The sequence below is a fragment of the Aeromicrobium sp. Leaf289 genome (assembly GCF_001423335.1).
Classification (GTDB): domain Bacteria; phylum Actinomycetota; class Actinomycetes; order Propionibacteriales; family Nocardioidaceae; genus Aeromicrobium.
Map to the genome: position 1 here is coordinate 337,902 of NZ_LMNK01000001.1, position 20,189 is coordinate 358,090.

Annotated in this window: 22 protein-coding genes and 1 riboswitch; of the genes, 14 read left to right on the forward strand and 8 right to left on the reverse strand. The window is 68.4% G+C overall.

Annotated features, from left to right (window positions below; all coding sequences use genetic code 11):
* The first annotated feature begins 67 nt into the window (after window positions 1-67).
* The 4 genes from ASF37_RS17535 to ASF37_RS01615 all read left to right on the forward strand — a co-directional run bounded on the left by ASF37_RS17535 (window position 68) and on the right by ASF37_RS01615 (window position 2,399).
* Window positions 68-691, forward strand: a complete 624-nt coding sequence (locus ASF37_RS17535) for a DUF6318 family protein (RefSeq protein WP_235499933.1) — start codon at window positions 68-70, stop codon at window positions 689-691.
* Between the two features lie 305 nt (window positions 692-996).
* Window positions 997-1,392 carry a hypothetical protein gene (locus tag ASF37_RS01605; protein WP_056578702.1) on the forward strand — a complete coding sequence of 132 codons (396 nt, stop codon included), beginning with the start codon at window positions 997-999 and terminating at the stop codon, window positions 1,390-1,392.
* Window positions 1,393-1,429: 37 nt separating this feature from the next.
* Entirely contained in the window at window positions 1,430-1,801 is a 372-nt protein-coding gene (locus tag ASF37_RS01610) for a DUF2256 and DUF3253 domain-containing protein (protein WP_056578705.1), read from the forward strand.
* Window positions 1,802-1,859: 58 nt separating this feature from the next.
* Window positions 1,860-2,399 (forward strand): hypothetical protein, encoded by a 540-nt coding sequence (locus ASF37_RS01615; RefSeq protein WP_056578708.1) that lies wholly within the window; start codon window positions 1,860-1,862, stop codon window positions 2,397-2,399.
* Window position 2,400: 1 nt separating this feature from the next.
* On the opposite strand, the gene ASF37_RS01620 is transcribed toward ASF37_RS01615, so the two are convergent.
* Window positions 2,401-3,048, reverse strand: coding sequence for a dihydrofolate reductase family protein (locus ASF37_RS01620; RefSeq protein WP_056578711.1), 648 nt, complete (start codon window positions 3,046-3,048; stop codon window positions 2,401-2,403).
* Window positions 3,049-3,055: 7 nt separating this feature from the next.
* Window positions 3,056-4,138 (reverse strand): hypothetical protein, encoded by a 1,083-nt coding sequence (locus tag ASF37_RS17320; RefSeq protein WP_162239930.1) that lies wholly within the window; start codon window positions 4,136-4,138, stop codon window positions 3,056-3,058.
* On the opposite strand from ASF37_RS17320, the gene ASF37_RS17325 reads away from it, so the two are divergent.
* Entirely contained in the window at window positions 4,115-4,555 is a 441-nt protein-coding gene (locus ASF37_RS17325) for a hypothetical protein (protein WP_162239931.1), read from the forward strand. The two genes, ASF37_RS17320 and ASF37_RS17325, sit on opposite strands and share 24 nt — an antisense overlap.
* Before the next feature lie 376 nt (window positions 4,556-4,931).
* On the opposite strand, the gene ASF37_RS01630 is transcribed toward ASF37_RS17325, so the two are convergent.
* The 6 genes from ASF37_RS01630 to ASF37_RS17685 all read right to left on the reverse strand — a co-directional run bounded on the left by ASF37_RS01630 (window position 4,932) and on the right by ASF37_RS17685 (window position 10,530).
* Complete coding sequence (locus ASF37_RS01630; RefSeq protein WP_056578717.1) at window positions 4,932-5,567, reverse strand: DUF4352 domain-containing protein; 636 nt, start codon at window positions 5,565-5,567, stop codon at window positions 4,932-4,934.
* Between the two features lie 223 nt (window positions 5,568-5,790).
* Window positions 5,791-6,525: a hypothetical protein gene (locus ASF37_RS01635; RefSeq protein WP_156364771.1), complete on the reverse strand. Its 735-nt coding sequence runs from the start codon at window positions 6,523-6,525 to the stop codon at window positions 5,791-5,793.
* Between the two features lie 20 nt (window positions 6,526-6,545).
* Window positions 6,546-8,189, reverse strand: coding sequence for an NERD domain-containing protein (locus ASF37_RS01640; RefSeq protein ID WP_056578720.1), 1,644 nt, complete (start codon window positions 8,187-8,189; stop codon window positions 6,546-6,548).
* A gap of 31 nt (window positions 8,190-8,220) precedes the next feature.
* Window positions 8,221-8,709 (reverse strand): hypothetical protein, encoded by a 489-nt coding sequence (locus tag ASF37_RS01645; protein WP_056578723.1) that lies wholly within the window; start codon window positions 8,707-8,709, stop codon window positions 8,221-8,223.
* A complete protein-coding gene (locus tag ASF37_RS01650; RefSeq protein WP_056578726.1) occupies window positions 8,706-9,938 on the reverse strand; it encodes a hypothetical protein in 1,233 nt (410 codons plus the stop codon). The genes ASF37_RS01645 and ASF37_RS01650 overlap by 4 nt, the downstream gene beginning before the upstream one ends.
* Before the next feature lie 94 nt (window positions 9,939-10,032).
* Window positions 10,033-10,530, reverse strand: coding sequence for a helix-turn-helix domain-containing protein (locus ASF37_RS17685; protein ID WP_056578730.1), 498 nt, complete (start codon window positions 10,528-10,530; stop codon window positions 10,033-10,035).
* 74 nt (window positions 10,531-10,604) lie between these two features.
* Here ASF37_RS17685 and ASF37_RS01660 point away from each other — a divergent pair, with 74 nt between their 5' ends.
* The 9 genes from ASF37_RS01660 to ASF37_RS01700 all read left to right on the forward strand — a co-directional run bounded on the left by ASF37_RS01660 (window position 10,605) and on the right by ASF37_RS01700 (window position 20,187).
* Window positions 10,605-11,894 (forward strand): VWA domain-containing protein, encoded by a 1,290-nt coding sequence (locus ASF37_RS01660; protein WP_162239932.1) that lies wholly within the window; start codon window positions 10,605-10,607, stop codon window positions 11,892-11,894.
* Between the two features lie 41 nt (window positions 11,895-11,935).
* Window positions 11,936-12,469, forward strand: a complete 534-nt coding sequence (locus ASF37_RS01665; RefSeq protein WP_156368101.1) for a hypothetical protein — start codon at window positions 11,936-11,938, stop codon at window positions 12,467-12,469.
* A 52-nt stretch (window positions 12,470-12,521) separates the two neighbouring features.
* A riboswitch (SAM riboswitch) is annotated at window positions 12,522-12,636 on the forward strand.
* Window positions 12,637-12,666: 30 nt separating this feature from the next.
* A complete protein-coding gene (locus ASF37_RS01670; RefSeq protein ID WP_056578739.1) occupies window positions 12,667-12,972 on the forward strand; it encodes a hypothetical protein in 306 nt (101 codons plus the stop codon).
* Window positions 12,969-14,006 carry an N-formylglutamate amidohydrolase gene (locus tag ASF37_RS01675; protein ID WP_082506334.1) on the forward strand — a complete coding sequence of 346 codons (1,038 nt, stop codon included), beginning with the start codon at window positions 12,969-12,971 and terminating at the stop codon, window positions 14,004-14,006. The genes ASF37_RS01670 and ASF37_RS01675 overlap by 4 nt, the downstream gene beginning before the upstream one ends.
* Before the next feature lie 14 nt (window positions 14,007-14,020).
* Window positions 14,021-14,983: an RNA polymerase sigma factor RpoD/SigA gene (locus tag ASF37_RS01680; protein ID WP_056578742.1), complete on the forward strand. Its 963-nt coding sequence runs from the start codon at window positions 14,021-14,023 to the stop codon at window positions 14,981-14,983.
* A 1-nt stretch (window position 14,984) separates the two neighbouring features.
* Complete coding sequence (locus tag ASF37_RS01685) at window positions 14,985-15,509, forward strand: hypothetical protein (RefSeq protein ID WP_056578745.1); 525 nt, start codon at window positions 14,985-14,987, stop codon at window positions 15,507-15,509.
* Window positions 15,510-15,552: 43 nt separating this feature from the next.
* On the forward strand, window positions 15,553-19,023 hold the full coding sequence (locus ASF37_RS01690; RefSeq protein WP_056578747.1) for a bifunctional RecB family nuclease/DEAD/DEAH box helicase: 3,471 nt from the start codon (window positions 15,553-15,555) through the stop codon (window positions 19,021-19,023).
* A gap of 11 nt (window positions 19,024-19,034) precedes the next feature.
* Window positions 19,035-19,556, forward strand: a complete 522-nt coding sequence (locus ASF37_RS01695) for a hypothetical protein (protein ID WP_056578750.1) — start codon at window positions 19,035-19,037, stop codon at window positions 19,554-19,556.
* 103 nt (window positions 19,557-19,659) lie between these two features.
* On the forward strand, window positions 19,660-20,187 hold the full coding sequence (locus ASF37_RS01700; protein WP_056578753.1) for a hypothetical protein: 528 nt from the start codon (window positions 19,660-19,662) through the stop codon (window positions 20,185-20,187).
* The last annotated feature ends 2 nt before the right edge of the window (window positions 20,188-20,189 follow it).

Below are 20,189 nucleotides of genomic sequence, written 5' to 3' on the forward strand. Positions count from 1 at the left end.
CTTTACGGCCTCGTATCCGCGGCAGACCTACCGCTCATCAAGGAATTGCGCGCGTCACCTACCTCAGATGTCCCACCGGAGCTGGGGACAACGGTCTTCACGTCCCCGTGCGATTTCGCTAGGTTCGGACCGTCAGATCGGGGGATCCACGTTGTCAGTCATCACCAGAACCGCCGCCATCGCGGCCCTTCTCCTCGCCTCCGCCTGCTCAGGCCAGCCCGAGGTCCTCGAGCCTGACCCAAGGGCGACTGCCGCGCCCTCGTCCTCCTCTAGCCCTCCTCCGATATCTGGGCAAGCATCCGAGGCCACACCCGAGGGCGCAGTGGCCTTCGCAAACAGTTGGGTCGCCTCTCTGAATTACGCAATGGAAACCGGCGACACCACGCAGCTGAGTGACATGTCATCCGATGGGTGCGGCGGCTGCGACTCCTACATCGGGAAGGTCGACGGGATATACGGAGCAGGGGGTCGTCTGACTGGGGGTGGCTGGAGCGCCTCGGATTTCGAAGTCGAGGTCAAGCAGTCGCGTGCGATTGTCTACTTCAAAGCATCTTGGGACGAAGGGAAGTTCACAGAGGAGCGCGGAGCGGCGGAGCGAGTAAGTCCGTCCGGCAGTGACCAACTGTTCCTGGAGCTTGGCTTCGCTGACACCAAGTGGGAAGCGCTGGCCCTTGAGCGGACGGCAGACTGATGCATGCCGTCGCACTACTCGCAGCGTTCCTACTGCCAGCCGCCTTCCCCGGTGACACTACTGTGAGGCCGGGGGGCCCGCTTGACCCAAAGGTCGTCATCGAGCAGAGCGATCGTTCCCGTCCCTCGACGCGGCCAGGCAGCGATGTCAAGAAGGCCAGCTCGCAAGACGGTCCCGACCGGACTGGATGGGTGGTGCTCAACTGTGTGATCACCCAAGACGAAGTGGATTGTCCCGACGCCCAACCTGCCACCGCCCCTCAAGTCACCGAGGGCGACATCCGCCGCGCCGTCAGCGAGATCCCGATGCCGTCACTGCAGATCCAGGTGCAGCCGGGCGAGCGGACCCTCGTGAACGTCCCGACGATCTTCCACACCGACCCGCGGACGCTACGCGAGAGCGTGACGCTCCTGGGCTTCGACATCGACGTCGAAGCCACTCCCACCCGCTACACCTGGCACCCGGGCGATGGGACCTCCAAGACCACCACCAAGCCCGGACGCCCCTACCCGGCGAAGGACGTCACTCACACCTATCGCCGTGTGGCCGACGAGGTCCGGCCGCGGGTCGACACCACCTACTCGGTCCGATACCGGGTCGACGGCGGCGCCTGGACTCCCCTCGGCCAGACCCTGACCGCGACCGGCGAGTCCACGTCTCTCGAGGTCGAGGAGGCCGCCCCCGTCCTCGTCGCCCGCTGAACGGGCGAGAACGTCCCGGTCGACGGAGACTAGGACGGTGCCACCCGAACCGAAGACCTGCGCCTCCTGCGGACGGACGATCGAGTGGCGCAAGAAGTGGGAGCGCGACTGGGACCAGGTGCGCTACTGCTCCACCGCCTGCCGCAAGCGCGGGGTAACCAAGACCGACCAGGCATTGCAGGACGCGATCATCGAGCTGCTCGACCAGCGGGCGGCCACCTCGACGATCTGCCCGTCCGAGGCCGCGAAGCAGGTCGATCCCGACGGCTGGCGCGACCTCATGGAACCGGCCCGACGTGCTGCCCGCCGACTCGTCGACCAAGGCAGTGTCGAGATCACACAGGGTGGTCACGTCGTCGACCCGTCGACCGCGAGGGGGCCGATCCGGGTACGGAAGGCGCGCAGCTAGTCATCTCGTCGGCACCAGCCGACGGTCCGTCAGGACCGATCGTCTAACGTCGGCAGACGTGGCCAAGATCCTCCCCCAGTTCGCCCGGTGGACCCCCGTAGCACTCGACGTCCTGCGCGAGACCGCGTCGCGCTACGGCGCCGTGATCACCGTCTCCGACCTCGCCGACGAGGTGCTCAAGCGCACGCGTGTCGAGAGCCCGACGTCGCGCCGCACCTGGCTCGGTGACCTCATGGAGATCACCGCCCTCGCAGCTGCCCGCGCGGGCGACCCGCCGCTCACGTCTCTCGCCGTCCAGCGCGACGGCACGGTGGGCGACGTCTACGGTCGCGCCGTGCTGGCCGCGACCGGCGACGTCGTGAAGGACGTCGAGCAGCGCGCCGCCGAAGACCGTCTGCTCTGCTATCGGGCTCTCGCCACCGACCTGCCCGCCGACGGCGGCACTGCCCGCCCGGCCCGGGTCCGCTCCACGCGCGCAGCGTCCGGATCAACCACCACCGTCAAGCGTGCCGTGAAGCCGGAGGACCGGCCCGCGAAGATCTGCCCCACCTGCTTCATGGCGCTGCCCGCGACGGGCATCTGCGACAACTGCGACTAGCTCAGGGCGTCTTCTTCTCGAAGGTCAGGTGCGTGACGCCGCTCGGCGACGCGACGACCTCGACGTCGTAGTCGGCCTCGAGTCCCTCGAGACCGCTCCACAGGTGCGACCCGCGGCCGAGCACGATCGGCACCTGCACCACGTGCATGTGGTCGACGAGTCGCGCGGCGAGGAACTGCCGGACCACGTCGGCACCGCCGCCGATCCTGACGTCGAGGTCACCGGCCGCCTCCTTCGCGAGATCGAGCGCCTTCGCAGCGGACGCGTCGACGAAGTGGAACGTGGTCCCGCCGTCCATCACGATCGAGGCCCGCGGCCGGTGCGTAAGCACGTAGACCGGCGTGTGGAAGGGCGGGTTGTCGCCCCACCACCCGCGCCAGTCCGCGTCGTCCTGCCAGCCGGGCGGCCCAAACTTGTTGGCGCCCATGATCTCCACGCCGAAACCGTGCTCGTGCTGCTGCGCAAAGGCGTCGTCGATCCCCGTGCTGCCGGAATCGCCGCCCATCATCGCGGCACCGAATCGTGTTCCGAACATCCACGTGTGCAGCTGCTGACCGGCGTGCCCCATCGGCGTCTCGAGCGACTGCGGCTCCCCTGCGGCGAACCCGTCGAGGGAGATGGACAGGTTGTGGACGCGGACGCGGGTCATGAACCGATCATGGCCGCATCTCGTCGTGGAGCGCCACCCTCGACAGCTGCACCTGGGTGCCCCGTCGCCAGAAGTGCAGACGCCGCGCACTCGGGGTGTGCTGCTGCAGCGCCACTCGCCAGCAGTACTCCCCCGGATGCCGCTCCACCCACGGGTCGTCACCGCCGGGACCCATCCTCAGACGATGCATGTCGCGGCCGGGCAACGAGTCGGCGAGTCCGGTGAGCACGTGGACCACGACCTCAGCGACCTTCGATCGCGCCACCCCGTCGACCGACGCCAGGGAGGGGAGGAAGTCGGGCCCGAGCGTCCAGTCGTCCGGCAGCGGACGCTGCGCCTTCTCGGCAGCCGGTATCGCCTCGACCCACGCGAGGTACACGTCGTGACGGAACGCCGACTCCGCATCGATGAAGCGCTCCTCGCTGCTGGCCTCGCCCCGAGCCACGGACCTGGAACGCTGCAGTTTCTTGCGGAGGTCACGAGTCTCCGTCCTCTTGCGCTCCACCTCCCCCACCGCCCGGTCCCGCTCGTGCTCGAGCCGTTGAAGACGGGAGACGAGCTGAGCCATCTCTTGCCTCAGGGCGTCCACTTGCCGCTGGGCATGAGCACGCGCTGCCCGTTCCAGGTGCAGGTCCTTCCGAGCGGACGAGGTAGCCACCGGCTCGTCGTCGGGCGACGTCGACGGCGGACGGGTGACATCGACGGCGCCTCGCCGCCCAGGATCGAGATCGAGAGGGGACGGTCGAACAGGTGTGGGGACGTCGGCCGCCTCTGCGATGGCCCGTGGCGGTGTGCCTGCCGGTTCGAGCGCGACGACCGGCTCGACGTCGACCTGCGGTGGCGACCAGGGTGCGTCCGGTCCCGGCCGAGCGGCAGGCGCGGAATCCTCGACCGCGAGCCACGCAGGACCGCCCGGAAGCAGCGACGGAACCTCCCGCACCGGTTCGTCGTCGTCGACATCGACGAGCGAGAGGAGCCACCTTCCGGCGCGCACCACATGCGCCACCACCACCTCACCGACCGTCATCAGGTCGCGCGGGTCGTCCAAGGGATTGCCGGTGATGCCGTGGACCCCGATCTCGACGCGCACGCCCGGGTACGGCTCGACGACGGCGCGGTCGCGCCCCACGTCAGCGACACGGACCAGCACCGCGTCTCCAGGCGCGTAGTGCTCGAGCGCTTCGGTGGCGGGGCGTACCTGGTTGCGCACGTCGAGCAGACCGTCGGCCGTGACCCACTCGCCGGTGACCTCCTGACCAGGTCGCACGACCCGTTCGATCGGCACCCCAGGGACTGCGAGCTCCTCGCGCAGCGCTGCTCGGCCGAAGTCGCCCTCGACGATGCCTCGACCAGCCAGCACCCCGACGACACGTCCCGTGACGGTTCTGCGCTGCACGGCCCGCCGTTCGAGCAGACCGGCCTCGAGCGCAGCCTGCATGGCGTCGGCCTCGAGCAGAGCCTCGATCCGTGCGCCCTGGTCCGGGCCGAAGCACAGGTAGAGCCGTGACGAGCGAGGTCGCGACACCCACGTGAGATCGGTGGAGTAGACCCGTGCTGCGTCACCGTAGACCTGCGTCTCGGGCGGCAACGACGAGCTCAGCGCCCAGGTGACCTCCCCCGTGGGCACGACGTGGACCTCGGCGTAGTCACCGACGCCGGCAGCGACCTGTTCGGCATCGATCCACGGCTGGTCGCCACGTCCGACCCCGTTGGACACGACCACCACAGGATGGGTGCGACGCGCATCGAGCAGGTGGGAAGCGAGGTGCTGCGCAGCCTCACGCGTCTTGACGAACGTCACCGCACCCACGACTGCTCCCCTCGGTCGTTCCGGCCACCCTGCCACCGAGAGGTGACAAGGGTGGCCGGAACGGTTGACTCGGTCAGAGTCCGAGGTCGACGTACGCCTTGCCGCGACCGAACAGGTCGCTCACTTCGAGCTGTCCACCCTTCACTGCGGCCTCCGGGACGTCGAACACGAGGATGCCGGTCTTCGGGACGTCAGGCTGCATGTCCTCGAAGATCAAGGTCTCGCCGTCGTCACCGCTCGCCGCGATGGTGCCGTCGCTGTCCGTCGAGTACTTCTTGCCGTTGGATCCCACGAAGACCGCCGCGGAGTCGAGGAAGGTCTTCGTCTCGTCCTTCGTGTTCTCGATCGTGATCTCGACGATGACGTAGGTGCCGCCGGCCTCCTCGGAGAAGAACTCGCTACCGACGCTGCCCTGCGTCTTCGCGCTGTTGACCGTGTAGGTCGTGCCCTCGAGCTCGACCGACTCGCCGATGGCCACGGGGTCGGCCTGCGTCACCTTCGCGCTGTCGTCCGACCCGCCGGACCCGCCACCGCGGGTGGCTCCTTCCTCACCGCCGCTGCCGAGCGCCGCGGCCACGATGATCACGCCGACGACGATCGCGGCGATCCAGCGCTTCTTCTTGTACCAGGGCCGCGAGGCCTTCGCATAGGCCTTCGCCGCCTTGGCTGCGGCCTTCGGGTTCTGCTGCTCGTGCTGAGTCTCGGACATGGTCGATCCCCCGTCTTCGGTGATGTGGAGTCGTCACCGTAGGGCGGATCCGCCTGAGTTCTCAGCGATTCCTGTGGCTCGAAAGGACTAGCCGAACGGGCTGGATCGGATGGTCAAGACGCACATACGTGGCGTGCCACTCAGTCCCCTGATGACGGCTCATCGGAATCATCGAGACCTTCCGGTGGATGCGGAGTTGGATAGGGATCGACGAGCATTCGCCTCATCGACCGCCCAGACGTTTTGCGCCTTGTCTCTTCGGCTTACTGGGCTCCGGACTGTCCTTCTCGACCTGCTTCTCCAGCGCTGCACCCTTGAAGGCCGCCTCGACCAGGAAGGTTCGGAGCTCAGACTTCTGCACGCTGGCGCCCAGATTCAGTCCGGCCTTCTTGAGCGCCAGTGCGATCTCGCCGTCAAGCGAGAACTGGGACTCGCGGATGATCTCGATCCGGATGGTCCGTGCACCGTTGACCAGCACCGCGTCGCATGCTGACTCGAAGCCGGGCTCACCCGGATAGCGCAAGGGCCGGGGATCCACGGGCGAGCTTCCGGTGCCACGCTGCTCGTACGCAACCTTCCGCTGAACGGTCGAGCTGCGACGTAGCCCGAAGTTCAACTTCTTGATCGGGACGTTCAAGGACGACACTGACGTCTCGGTCCTCTCCTCGCGCGCGACGACTTCCGCTGCACCCAGGCTGTTCAGGACTCGCAGAGCTTCCTGCAACTTGTCCCGAGCCACCTGCTCGTCGTAGTCAGCGAAGGCGACCAGTACGTCCTTGCGGACGGGATGGCTCACGTAGACGACGTTCGCCAAGGCAGTGCCGTCCTGAATCTCGTACTGCGCCGATCGATCGATGGGAAGCAGCTCCAGACCGAGGTTGCGAGCCTTGCGGGGCAAGGTGTCTCCGAAGACGACCATCCGTTGGTCCTTCAAAGCGGCACGCAGATCTTCATTCATGGCTCGTCCCTCGTTCGGCATCACGGGTTTCCCTTGATCTTCTTCAGCACCGCAGGTCCCCCGACCGCCTCGATGTGCTCCGGGTCCCCGCACACGACGAGCAGGTCGCGGGCGCGGGACAGGCCGACGTAGAGCCGCTCCATGGCGCGCTCGCGGTCTGGCTGCTCGTTGAGGGCGAGCACGACGGCGGGGCGCTCGAGTCCCTTGAAGCCCATGACGTGCCCGTAGAACACCTGGTCCTTGTCCCAGAAGGAGTCCCAGTAGGCCTGCCAGCCGTCCTCCTGCCGTGCCTTCTGCTCGGGGTGGCGCGGGCCGGTGGCGACGAGCGCGAGATCCGAGGGCTGCCAGCCCTCCTCGAGCAGCTGCTCGACGACGTCGTCGGCGTGCTCGATGGCCTGCTCCCAGTCACACGGGACGAACCGCACCTCGGGACCGTCGTGCTGCGAGATGCGCATCTTGTTGGGCGCCATGGACGAGAACGTCGACGAGATCTGCTTGGTGTTGCGCAGGTTCTGGTCGAGCACGAGAGTCACGAGGTCGGCGGGCGGGCCGCCGAAGCGGGAGAACACCCGCTGGCCCTCGTCGGAGAAGACGTAGAGCCCGTCGTCCTCGTACTTCAGCGCCTCCATGACCACCGGCCACCAGAGGTCGGCGAAGTCCTGCGCCTCGTCGATCACGATCGCGTCGTAGAGGTCTGCCGTCGCCTGCTTGCCGGCGAGGTCGAGCATGATCTCCGGAAGCTCGACCTCCCAGAAGTTCGAGTCGTCGTCGCTTCCCTCGGGCGCGCCCCACTCCTGACCGATGCCGTGGAAGGTGCCGACGTACGCGGGCTGCTCGCGGTGGTCGAAGGTGGCCACGCGCCGCTGCATCCACTGGGAGAGACCCCGGGAGTAGCAGATGAGTGCGACACGCTTGCCCTGCCGCGCAAGACGACGCGCCTGCTCCACGGCCAGCCACGTCTTGCCGCTGCCGGCTCCCCCACGCACCTCCACGCGCGTGATGAGGCTCGTGACGTCGAGGATCCGACCTTGCTCGGCGCTGAGCCGCTCGACGACGTCGTCGCGCTCGGCGATCCGCGCCTCGATGGAGAGCTGACCTTCGCGCTGCGGGAGGAACCGACCGCTGAGTGCCGCGTGGATCGCGACGGCGTCGTCGACGTCGCTGGCCCGCTTGTCGTTGTCCTGCACGTCGAGCAGGCTCCGCAGCCGGTTGCCGATGTCGGCGAGGTCGCCCGCGTCGACGACCATCGACCGCTCGCACTCGGGGTGGGAGAACTTGGGGTCGACATCGCTCACCGGCAGCACGATCGCGTGCGCCCAGCGGATGGGCGTGCGACCGGCCCAGGCCATCGACTCCTCGACCCACTCCTTGAGGACGTACTTGTTGTTGAGTGCCTGCTCGACGGGACGGATCTTCTTCGGCGCCGGGTTCCACTCCTGCCACCACGTCTCGCCGTCGTGCCAGACCTTGTTGCCCTTGACCTCCAGGACGACGACGCCGTGCCCGTGCAGCACCACGGCGAAGTCGAGCTCGTGGTCTGCGCCGCGCTTGGTGAAGCGTTGGTTGGCGATGATCAGGTCGCGCTCCCCCAGCTGCGCGACGAGGGCGGCCCACACCCGCCGTTCCGAGGCGTTGACGAACGACGGCTCGGACGGCCAGGTCATGGGGGAAGTCGACGGCATGGGTCGGATCCTCTCAGCGTCCTGGATCATCGTCCAGGTCTTCCGGCGTGTCGATCCAGCGGAACCGACGCAGGTCCTCAGCGTCGAGCACGACGTCGCTCATCACCCGTGCACCCCACAGGTCGCGCAGCACCCGAACGATGCGGTCGACGCCCGCCTCCGCCCAGACCATCTCGACGTCGAGGTACCAGTTCGGAGAGGCGGTGCGATCGTCCGGATCCGGGCGCAGCCAGCCCATCGCGACGAGGAGGTGCTCCTCGGACGCGGTCCAGTGGTGCCCCTCGGGCAGGTAGGTGTTCGAGACGACCTCGCAGCGCAGCATCGCCGCGTCCCAACGGCACACCTGCACGTACTTCGGTGTCCTTGGAAGGTCGAAGTCGTCTCGCTCCCCCTCGTCGCAGTGGAGGATGAACGACCCGTCGGCCGGCAGCCGCCGCGCCATGTCGGCCAGAGAGGCCGCGAAGGACGCCCACGGGATCGCGGCGGAACGCCCCGTGGTCATGAGGCCTCCTGGCGCCGAGCCCCGTCCGCGGACTCGCCGAGGACGGTCTTCAGTGCGGTCACCGTCCGACGCCAGCGGCGCCAGTCGTGCATGTGCACCGCACGCATGGAGCCCTCGCTAGCTCGAGCAGCGACGAGCGCAGCGTCCCGTGTGAGCCTGGCAGTGCCCAGCCACGTCACCGCCACCGCGCGTGGCCCTGCAGCCTTCTCCAGCAGGGTCACGAGGTCCTCGAAGGGCAGGCGCGCTGCGTCCGCGACCAGCGCGGAGAGTACGGGGTCGACGGGCTTGAGCTTCGACTCGGGCTGAGGGAGACGGCGACGCTTCAGCTCGTCGTCGAGGTGGGCGAGCCGACCACGCAGGGTCGACAGGTGGCCGACGGCCTCGTGGAGGTGCTTCGCCACGAACGGATCGGCGTGGACCGCGACGACGGCGAGCAGCGAGTCGCGCTCGAGGAAGAAGCGGACCCGACGGTGCCGACGGCTCAACCGGTCGATCTCGCGGTGTGCCTTCTTGAAGCGCACCTCGGTCGCCAGGACGGTGTAGACCTCGACGAGCCCTCGACCCCGCGCCGACACGACCACCACCCCGCGGCGGTCCCGGATGCGGATGGATCCGTCGGGGGCCACCTTGAGCGGAGCGGTCACCCGCTCCTGCATCGTCACCTCGACGAGCTCCTGGAGGTGCTCGACCGACGTGGGCTCCGCGACGTCCGGGTGCGGCGGCGGGGCGAAGTGGACGTCGACGTCCTCGACGGGGTGGAGGTCGGTCCACTCGAGCAGCTCGGCCTCCTCGTCCTCCGCGAACGTGTCGAGGCCGAGGAACGCGGGCGACACCACGCCCCACAGCTCGTGCAGCACCACGGCTGCGGCGTGGGCCAGCCGATCGACCTCGCTCTCCTCGACCGTGAGCACCGGGTTCCCCCCGCCCTTAAGGGGCGCGAAGCCCAGCTCCGTCAGGCGTGCGGCGCCCGCCGGGCTCAGGGCGTAGGGAGGGCGGAGGTCGACGGCCTCGTCCTCCGCGTCCATCACGCTCTGCACCAGACCGAGGAACCGGACGCCGAGGTCGACGCTGACCTGCAGCGTGGGCGCGCGGGGGTCGTCGAGGTCGGGGTCAATGACGAGCACGTTGTCGTCGGGAGCCTCGATCATCCACTCGGCGAGGTCCAGCCGGAATCCCATCCAGGCGTTGTCGACCCACTGGTCAACCACCCGCTCCTCGTCACTGCTCATGGTCACGACCTCCGTCCCGCCGGCCCGTCGCCGACAGGCCCCACGCTAGGAGCGGACACCGACAGAAACCGATGCACCATGCATAGACAATCGATCAGGCCTCGCGCGAATGCTCCTCCAGCATGCGCTTCAGCACGAGCTTCTGCACCTCGCCGAGAGCGTCGAGACGCTCCTCCGGTGGCAGCTCCTCGATGAGGTCGACGGCCTGGCCGACGAGGTCTTCGCGGCCGGTGCGCCGGGGTGCTGACCGACGGGTCGGAGCTCCCCCCATTGGCACGTCATCGAGGGGCTCCATGGCAGAGACGACCTGACCCTCCCCCGACAACAGCGCAGCCTGAGCAGCCAGAGAGCGCTGGAATGACGGAGAGCTGATGTCATCGGGCGGAAGTGCGGCCTCGAGCGCCAACGGCTCGATGCCCAGCGCCTCCGCCAGCTGCGCCGCCGCCTTGCGCGACGGCTTGCGCAGGCCCGTCTCCAGCTGTGACACGTAGGGGTAGGACAACCCCGACCTCTCGGCCAACTGGGACCGCGACATGCCTTGCCGCTTGCGGAACTCCGCCAGCACTCGTCCGAACGAGGAATCCGTCGACATCTCGATGCTCCTTGCATAATCTGTCTGCAGTCTGCATTATGCTCATTGCACACCCTACCTGAGAGGAGATGATCATGAAGCTCTCGACACACCTGAGCCGCGATCGCTTCGACTGGATGCAGGACTCCCTGCGCCGTCGCGACCACGCCGTCATGCTCGTCCGCGTCGCCGGCACCCTGCCCGAGGGATACGCCGCCCGCCCCACCGACCGCGCCGCGTCGCACCTGGTGGTAGTGCTCGACCGCAGCGGCTCCATGTCCGGCGGACGTCTCGAGCACGCCAAGCGGGCGCTGGTCGACGTCGTCGGCAGGCTCTCCCCCGACGACTCGTTCGGGCTCGTCACCTTCGACAACCGGGTCGAGGTGGTGGTGCCCGCCGGACCGGTCACCGACCCCGCCGCCGTCATCCGGCACATCGAAGGGGTGCACGCCGGCGGCAGCACCGACCTCGGCGCCGGGCTGGTGCGGGGGCTGGAGGAGGCGCGCCGGCTCGACGTCGGGGCGGGCGTGCGGGTGCTGCTGGTCAGCGACGGCCACGCCAATGTCGGCGTCACGGACCCCGAGGCGCTCGGGGGGCGCGTCGGGGCCATGCGGGCACGCGGCATCACGACCTCCACGCTCGGCGTGGGGCTCGGGTACGACGAGACGCTGCTCTCGACCATCGCCCGGGCCGGTGCCGGCAACGAGCACTTCGCCGCCGAGGCCGACGCCGCAGCAGCAGCGATCGGCGAGGAGTGCGGGGAGCTGGCCGCCCAGCGGTTCCTGTCGGTCCGCCTCACCATCGCGGCTGCGTCCGGCATCCGCGGCCTCGACGTGGTCAACGACCTTCCCGTGGTGCCGGTGCCCGGTGGGATCCAGGTCGACCTCGGCAGCATGCGGGTCGACGAGACTCGCTCGCTCGTGGTCGAGTGCGCACCGCACCCGGCCACCCGGCCGGGGCGGCGGAAGATCGGGAAGCTTCGCGTCGACTACGTGCTCGCGGACGACCTGAGCGACCAGCACACGTCCACCACGGTGTGGACGCACGTGAGCCGGCCCGACGAGCGCGAGGCGGGCTCGGACCGCCAGGTGCTCGGCGAGTGGTACGTGCAGCGGGTGCTGCGACGGCGACGCAAGGCGCTGGCCCTGCTCGCCCGCGGCGACGACGTCCGCGCGGCTCGCGAGTTCGCGAAGCTGGCGACGCTCGCCCACTCGGCGGCGGCGAAGGTGCCGGCGGCGTTCCGTGCCGAGCTGCTCCGCGAGGCCCAGGAGGCCGAGCGGATGGCCGAGCCCGAGCTGTTCCTGGCGATGGCGCCGGACGACCGGCAGTTCATCAGCAAGAACATGACGGCCGATGGTGGTCGCCGTTCCCGGAGGCGCTCGTGAGCGCCGAGCAGACCGGCCCCGAGGGGCAGGAGGAGAGCCGCATGAGGCGAAAGGTGATCGTCGTGCTCGTCACGACGCTGGTGGTGGCACTCGTGGCCACGGGGACGGTGCTGTTCGTGCAGCACCGCGCCGAGGCCGAGCGCGTGGCGGCAGCTGCCGCCGAGGAGCGCGCAGCCGAGAAGGAGCGGCGCGAGGCGATCGCCGCGGCCCAGGCCGCGCACGAGGAGTGCGTGACCGCCACGGCCGACTACCTCGCGGCGGTGCAGGACATCGACGCCGTGGTCTCCGTCGGCGTCAACTACGAGGACTACAGCGACCTCGTGCGCGACGCTGCCATCTCCCAGCGGCGTCTCGGCGACGTCTCGGCGCGATGCGCCGGCGGTGTCGTCGAGCCGCTCGACGAGGCGCTCGGCGAGTACACGGACGCCTCGACGAAGTGGGACGACTGCATCTTCGACGACACGTTCTCGTGCGACGTCGACGACCTCGACCTCTCCAGCGGATGGCTGCTCGCCGGAGCGTCGCTGATGACGGCGGAGGAGTTCGTCGACGGTGCCGGCGGTGACACGGCGTGACCGCCTCGCACTCGGGGCAGCTCTGTCGGAGCCCGCGGCTAGCGTCGGAGCAGGTCAAGAGAGCCACCCACGCCTTCGGACAGTGGTGGCCGGCAACCGCGTCGCCCGACACGGTGCCTTCCGAAGAAGACCTGGGCTGCACCGTCCGGTGCGGCCAAGCGGGCACTCGCGGTGCCCCTGAGCCATCAGGAGGACCCATGGACGTCGATCTCGCTGCGTACGCGCACCACCTCGACCCGGACGACCTGCGAAAGCTGTTCCACCACGGTCACTGGATCCCGGTCCGCCGAGGCATCACCACGGCCTTCGTCGACCAGCACTACCCCGGTTGGTCCTGGAACGGGCTGATGGACCTACTGGAAGTTGCAGGTGTGGCCCACCGCCGAGGACCGGGCCTAGTGCACCCGCCCTACTGGCCCGACCGACTCGTCGCGAGCGTCCACGTGAACACCCCGGACGACTTCTGCATCGTCTGGATCGACGGGTCGGTGACGGTGCGATGAGCTTCCAGATCGTGCCGGGCGACCCGGCATCCACGGTCATCGTCCACGTGCCGCACGCCTCCCGCGAGATCCCGGACGAGGTCCGTGCCGGTCTGCTCCTGGACGACGAGGCCCTCGAGCGGGAGCTCGACGCCATGACGGACGCCTTCACCGACGTCGTCGCTCAGGTCGCCGCGGACTCCGCAGGGGTGCGCCCGTGGCTGCTCGTCAACGAGTTGTCGCGTCTCGTCGTCGACCCCGAGCGCTTCCCGGACGAGCGGGAGGAGATGAACGCGGTCGGCATGGGTGCCGCATACATCCGCACCTGCAAGGGCTTCAACCTCCGGCACGACCCGACCGGACTCGTCGAGACGTACTTCGACCCGTACTCCCGCGCGTTCGCGGAGCTGCTCGACGAGCGCATGGACGCCGTGGCCTCGGTGACGATCATCGACCTGCACTCGTTCCCCGTCGAGGCGCTCCCCTACGAGCTGCACCGCGACGGCCACCGACCCGAGATCTGTCTCGGCACGGACCCCTTCCACACCCCCCGTGCGCTCCTCGACGAGGCCCGCCGAGCCCTGTGGCCGGTGGGCGTCGAGGGCGACATCGCCGTCGACACGCCGTTCTCGGGCTGCTACGTACCCCTGCACGCCTACCGCCTCGACCGCATGGTGCAGGCGATCATGGTCGAGGTTCGGCGGGACCTGATCACACTCTCGCCTGCGGAGCGCGACGACCGAGGCATCGGCCGCGTCGCGCACGGCCTGGCCACGCTGATCGACCGTGCCGCCACCTTGGCACCGACCTTCGAGCACCCGCACGGGGAGAGCCTCGCCCGCGCGGTCGGCGTGTCCGACCCGTCGATGCTCAGCGACACGTTCCGCGTCCGCTTCGGAGGCGACCTGGCAGCGCCGCTCGAGGTCGTCGACCAGGGCGACCATCTGCTGCTGCGCTACGACGACATGACGTCGCGCCACCCGTACCCCATCAGCGTCCACGAGATCGAGAACGCCATCGAGCTCCTCGACGACCCCACGCTTCACACCGACTGACCCGGAGGTCCGCCATGAAGGCCATCCTTGATCCCTCGTCCCTGTCCGACGAGTACGCCGCCGTCCTCGCCCGTCTCGACGCGCTCGCCGCCATCACGGCCGAGTACACCGAGCGCCGCCTCCTGCTGGAGGGGCTGCTCGACGACGAGCGCCTCCCCGCGTTCATGGCGCACCCCTACGCCCTGCTCTCCGCCGAGGAGGAGGTCGAGCTGGCCGGCTACGTCGTCGCCGGACTGGCCGCCGCAGGTGACGTCGGCCCCGATGCCACCCGCGCCGTGCGGCTCGGCTCGCTGGCGCGCGAGCGGTTCGTCCTCGCCAATGTGCGCCTCGTGATCTCGATCGTGCGGGTGACGAACCGGGAAGGTCTCCCGTTCGACGACTGCATGCAGGCCGGGCTGATGGGGGTCATGCGCGCCGCCGAGAAGTTCGATCCCTCGTTCGGCACGAAGTTCTCCACCTACGCCACCTGGTGGATCCGCCAGCACGTGCAGCGCTCGATCGCCGACACGGCGCGCGTGGTCCGACTCCCAGTGCACGTCCACGAGGACCTGCGACCGGTCCGGGCGGCGCGGAGGGCGCTGCGCGAGTCCCTCGACCGCCTCCCCACCCTCACGGAGATCTCCGACGCGACCGGCCGCCCCGTCGCCAGGGTGGAGCAGGTGCTCGCGTTCGACCGCGACGTCATCGATCTCGACGCCGCCGCCGAGATCACCGGCGACGACGTCCGCTGGGCCCACCGCCCAGACGTCGACGTCGAGGAGTCGCTGGACCGCGCACGCCTGTGCGACCAGGTGCTCTCGCTCCTCACCGACCGCGAATCGGCAGTCCTGCGCCGCCGCTGCGGCTACGACACCGGTCGCGAAGAGACGCTCGAGGAGATCGGCCAGTCGTTCGGCGTGACGCGCGAACGGATCCGCCAGATCGAGGCGAAGGCGAAGCGCAAGATCGTCGAGGCGCTCGCCGAGCAGGCGGGCTGACGTGGCGGACACCGCGAAGCCTCTCTGGTTCCTCGACATCGACGGCGTGGTCAACGCGCTGCGGCCCCGCGACGGACTCTCTGCGACGAAGGCCCGCACCAGCGGCGAGACGTGGCCGATCCACTGGTCGGTCGAGGTGGTCCAGTTGATCAACACCTGTCACCGGTCCGGGTTGGCCGAGGTGCGATGGCTGACCACCTGGGAGCAGGACGCCCACCTCTCTCTCGCCCCGGCAGTCGGCCTCGACCCGTTCCCGTCCTACGACATCCCGAGCGGCAGCTCGCGCCACGGCTGGTGGAAGGCCGATGTCGTCGCTGACGTCATCGGCGCCGAGCGGCGACCGTTCGTCTGGACCGACGACGACCTCGCCCTCGAGGACGTCGCGGACGTGGTCGACCGTCTCGGGGTCGACCACCTCCTCGTCGCTCCAGACCCCGACCTAGGTCTCACGTCGGCTGATCTGCGTAGCGTCGTCGACTTCCTCTCCCGGTTCGCACCTGCGCGACCCTCAGGGCAGGCATCATGACCATCGTGGGCAGAACGTCCAAGATCAGTTACAGGGGGCTCTCATGGTGATGCTCGTCGACGACGGCTCGTTCGTCCTGAGTCCGTCGGACTTGACGGCGTCGGCCGGCTGCGAGTTCGCATGGCTCCGCACGGTCGACGTGCGTCGCGGCCTGGTGACTCCACCGACGAGCGAGCCCGACCTCATGATGGACCGGCTGGCCGAGCTCGGGGACGAGCACGAACGTCGCTACGTCGAGCAGCTCCGGTCCGAGGGCAGGAACGTGGTCGAGATCGCGCGTCCGGAGCCGTACGACCCCACGACCCTCGCGGCGGCCATGACGAAGACGCTGGAAGCGCTGGAGTCAGGCGTCGACGTCGTCGCGCAGGCCGTGCTGACCGACGGCGGCTTCGGCGGCCAGGCCGACTTCCTCGTCCGCGACGCCGACGGCCGGTACGAGGTATGGGATGCCAAGTTGGCCCGGCACGCGAAGGTGACCGCTCTGCTGCAGATCGCCGGCTACGCCGACCTGCTCGACCAGCACGGCATCCCCCGGTCGCCCATCGGACGCCTCATCCTCGGAAACGGCGAGTTTCACGACCAGGACCTTGACGACGTCGTCGCCGTGTACCGGCATCGCCGCAGCAACCTCGAGGCGCTCCTGCAACGCCACCTCGACTCGGGAGCCCCGGCCGACTGGAACGCGGCAGACATCGCGCAGTGCGGATCCTGCGAGCACTGCGCCCCTGAGGTCGAGGCTCATCGCGACCTGCTGCTCGTCGCTGGGATGCGTCGGTCGCAGCGTGAGTACCTGCGTGCGGCAGGCGTCGAGACCATCGATCAGCTCGCCGCGACGACGATCACCGTCCACGGACTGGCCGAACGCTCCTGGCAGAAGCTCCAGTCTCAAGCCGCTCTGCAGGTTGCGTCGGCGTCCGCCGACGGCGTGGTGCACCAGGTCTTCGACCCCACGCCCATCCAGCAGCTGCCCGCAGCCAGCGCGGGAGACATCTTCTTCGACTTCGAGGGAGACCCCCTCTGGGCCGACGGCACCAGTCACGACGCCGGACTCGAGTACCTCTTTGGGTGGGTCGAGGACGACGGAACCGCCGACGGCGCGTTCACCGGCCTGTGGGCGGACGACCGCGCCGAGGAGAAGGCAGCGCTCATCTCCTTCCTCGGCTTCCTCGAGGACCGGTGGACGCAGTACCCCGACCTGCACGTCTACCACTACGCGCCGTACGAGGTCACCGCTCTGAAGCGTCTGACCGCGCGACACACCGTCGGTGAGGACTTCCTCGACGAGCTGCTGCGGGCGGGCGTCTTCATCGACCTCTACGCGACCGTCCGGCAGTCGGTGCGCGTCTCCCAGCCGTCGTACAGCATCAAGTATCTCGAGCCCCTCTACATGGGCGAGTCGCTCCGAGGCGAGGTCTCGAACGCGACGGACTCGATCGTGCAGTACGAGCACTACCGAGTTCTGCGAGCTGACGGCAACGACGAGAAGGCGCAGGAGGTGCGCGCAAACGTCGAGGCCTACAACGCCTACGACTGCACGTCGACGATGCGGCTGCTCGGGTGGCTGCGTGACGTCGGCGGATGGTCGCCTGCAACACACGACCAGGCCTCCCGGTCGACCGACGACGAGTCCGCCGCACGGGAGACGACCCTCGGCGACGCTGCGGTCGTCGCGGAGAAGCTTCTGGCACACCTGCCCGACGCCGACCGCACCGCCGAGGAGCAGGCCGTCGCCCTGCTCGCCGCTGCGTTGGGCTACCACCGCCGCGAGAAGAAGCCGTCTTGGTGGGTGTACTACTCGAGACTCTCGGAGCCGGTCGACGAGTGGATGGACCTGCGCAGCACGCTCGTGGCCGAGGGACCGGTCGAGCTCGTCGAGGACTGGGCGCCGGTCAAGAACAGCGTCGGACGGGTGCTGCGCATGCGCGGACGGCTGGAGCCGGGAAGCACGATCGTCGAGGGCGCCTCCGTCGCTCTGTTGTTCGACGAGCTTCCTCCTGGCGTCGAGTTGGGCCCGGGCGCCGTGCGCGCATATTGCGGGAAGGCGGACGTCCTGTCTGTCGAGGCGGACCTCGACGGCGTTGTCGACGTGACGCTGCTGCACAAGCACGGCAAGTCGGTGCCGACGTTCTCCCAGCTCCCGATGGCGGCCGTGGAGCAGGGGTTCGTCCCCGACGGACCTCTGGAGAAGGTGATCCAGGCACTGGCGACGTCGATCGATCCATCCGCTTCAATCCCCCTGCCGGCGACGGCCGCTCTGGACGTGCTGGCCAGGCGGTCCCCCCGACTCGTCGACGGGACGTTCGTCGGCGGCCAGGCGACGTCCAGCGACATCGACCTCGTGCTCGACTCCATCCGTCGTCTCGACCATTCCTACCTTGCCGTCCAGGGCCCGCCCGGCACGGGGAAGACCTACCTCGGCTCCCAGGTCGTGCGGCGGCTCGTGGAGAGCAGGTGGAAGGTCGGCGTCGTGGCGCAGGGCCACACCACGGTCGAGACCTTCTTGCAGAAGACGATCGATGCGGGACTGCAACCTTCGTGCGTCGCGAAGGAGAACAAGAGCGGTGACACGTCCGACAAGCCCTGGACCGTGCTGAAGGACAAGCCTGGCCACGCCAAGTTCGCCGCCGAACAGGATGCCGGGTTCCTCGTCGGAGGCACCGCCTGGGCCTTCGCCAACGACAAGGCGTTCGACGCCGCAGAGCTCGATCTGCTCGTCATCGACGAGGCGGGCCAGTTCTCCCTCGCCAACACGATCGTCGTCGGTCGCGCCGCGAAGTGCTTGCTGCTGCTCGGCGACCCTCAGCAGCTCCCACAGGTGAGCCAGGGCACTCACCCCGAACCCGTCGACGGCTCCGCCCTCGCATGGCTCACGGAGGGTTCGGCGACGATGCCGCCGGAACGGGGCTTCTTCCTCACCAAGACCCGACGGATGCACCCGGTGCTCACGACCGCCGTCTCGCGCCTGTCGTACGCGGGTCGTCTGACGTCGGTCGCCGAGGTCACGACCGACCGAAACCTGCCGGGTCTTCACCCAGGCATCCACCCGATCCCGGTCGAGCACGTCGGCAACGGCGTTCACGCGGTCGAGGAGGCCGATGCGATCCTGGCCAGCATCTGCGAGCTGATGCGGCTTCGGTGGCAGCCCAGCCGATCATGGGGCACCAGGCCGATGCTCCCCCAGGACGTCATCGTCGTCGCGCCCTACAACAGCCAGGTCGCGATCATCCGACAGCGGCTCGACTCCGTGCAGCTCTTCGATACTCGCGTCGGCACCGTGGACAAGTTCCAGGGTCAGGAGGCACCCGTCGTGATGGTCTCGATGACTGCGTCGTCGCCTGCAGATGCACCGCGCGGCATGGACTTCCTTCTGAACCGCAACCGCCTCAACGTCGCCGTGTCTCGAGGTCAGTGGGCGGCCTACGTCTTCCACTCTCCTCGTCTGGCCGACCACCTGCCGACCACACCTGCCGGCCTCGCCGAGCTCGGCTCGTACCTCCGCCTCATTGCCGACTGAAGGAAGACAGCGTGCTCACAGTCGAACAGCTCACCTCGGCCACGCCCAAGCAACTCCTTGCCGGCTACGCGGCAGTTCTACGAGAGCTACGCTCACGCGAGATCGTCCGGACCAACAACGCGCCTGCAGGTGATTACGCCGAGTGGCTCGCTCAGCGTGTTCTCGGCGGCGTTCTCGCCCCCAACTCGGTCAAGTCCTACGACCTGACGCTCGAGGACGGTACGCGGGTTCAGGTCAAGGCTCGAGTCGTCGGTGATCCGATCAGTTCTTCCCAACGTCAGATGTCGCCCTTCAGATCATGGGACTTCGACCTGGGTGCGCTCGTGCAGCTTTCCGCCACCAACTACACCGTCGTGCGCGCCGCCCTCGTGCCAGCCGACGAGATCCGGAACCGAGCGACGTACCGCGCACATGTCAACGGGCACATCGCCTTCATGACGGAGGACCTCCTCGGCGCGCCCGGCGCACAGGACGTGACGAGGCCGTTCAACATTGCTGCCTCCGATCGAGAAGGCCCAGCAAGCGTCCGCTGATCAGACGCGCACACTGATCGAGGCACCCTGACGTTGCACACTCACGCGATCTAGCCGAAGGCGTGGCCGTCGAACTGGCCCAGTGTTCTGACAAGCTCGCGCCATGGAGACCCTCCGACATGTCTACAGCCGGCCGGACGCAGAGACGTTCGCGGAAGCACAGCGGGTGCAGGAGGTCAGCGACGCCCTGCTCGATCACCTGAACTTGACAGAAGCGCGGGATCTCCTGGACCGCGCGAACCTGCCGGGAATGTCGAGTGCCATGGTGCAAGCGACTTTCGATCGATTCTCCAGCGGGTTGGGGTTCACCAGTGAGGCAAAGGGACTCTTCAACGAGTACCCCAACAAGGCCCTTCGGCCTGATTTCTATCTCGACCTGGGTCGCACCGGCATCCTCATGGAGGTCGAGCGCGGAAAGACGACCACGAACAACATGGACCTGCTGGACATGTGGAAGACGCACCTCTGCACACAAGCTGACTACCTGTTCCTGATGGTTCCGCAGGCCCTCAAGCACAACCCGACGATGACGCCGAAGAAGGAGTACGCGTCGGTGATCAAGCGCCTTGGATCGTTCTTCATGCCGGGGAACGAGACCAATGTTCGCGAGCTCCACATCTTTGGATACTGAAC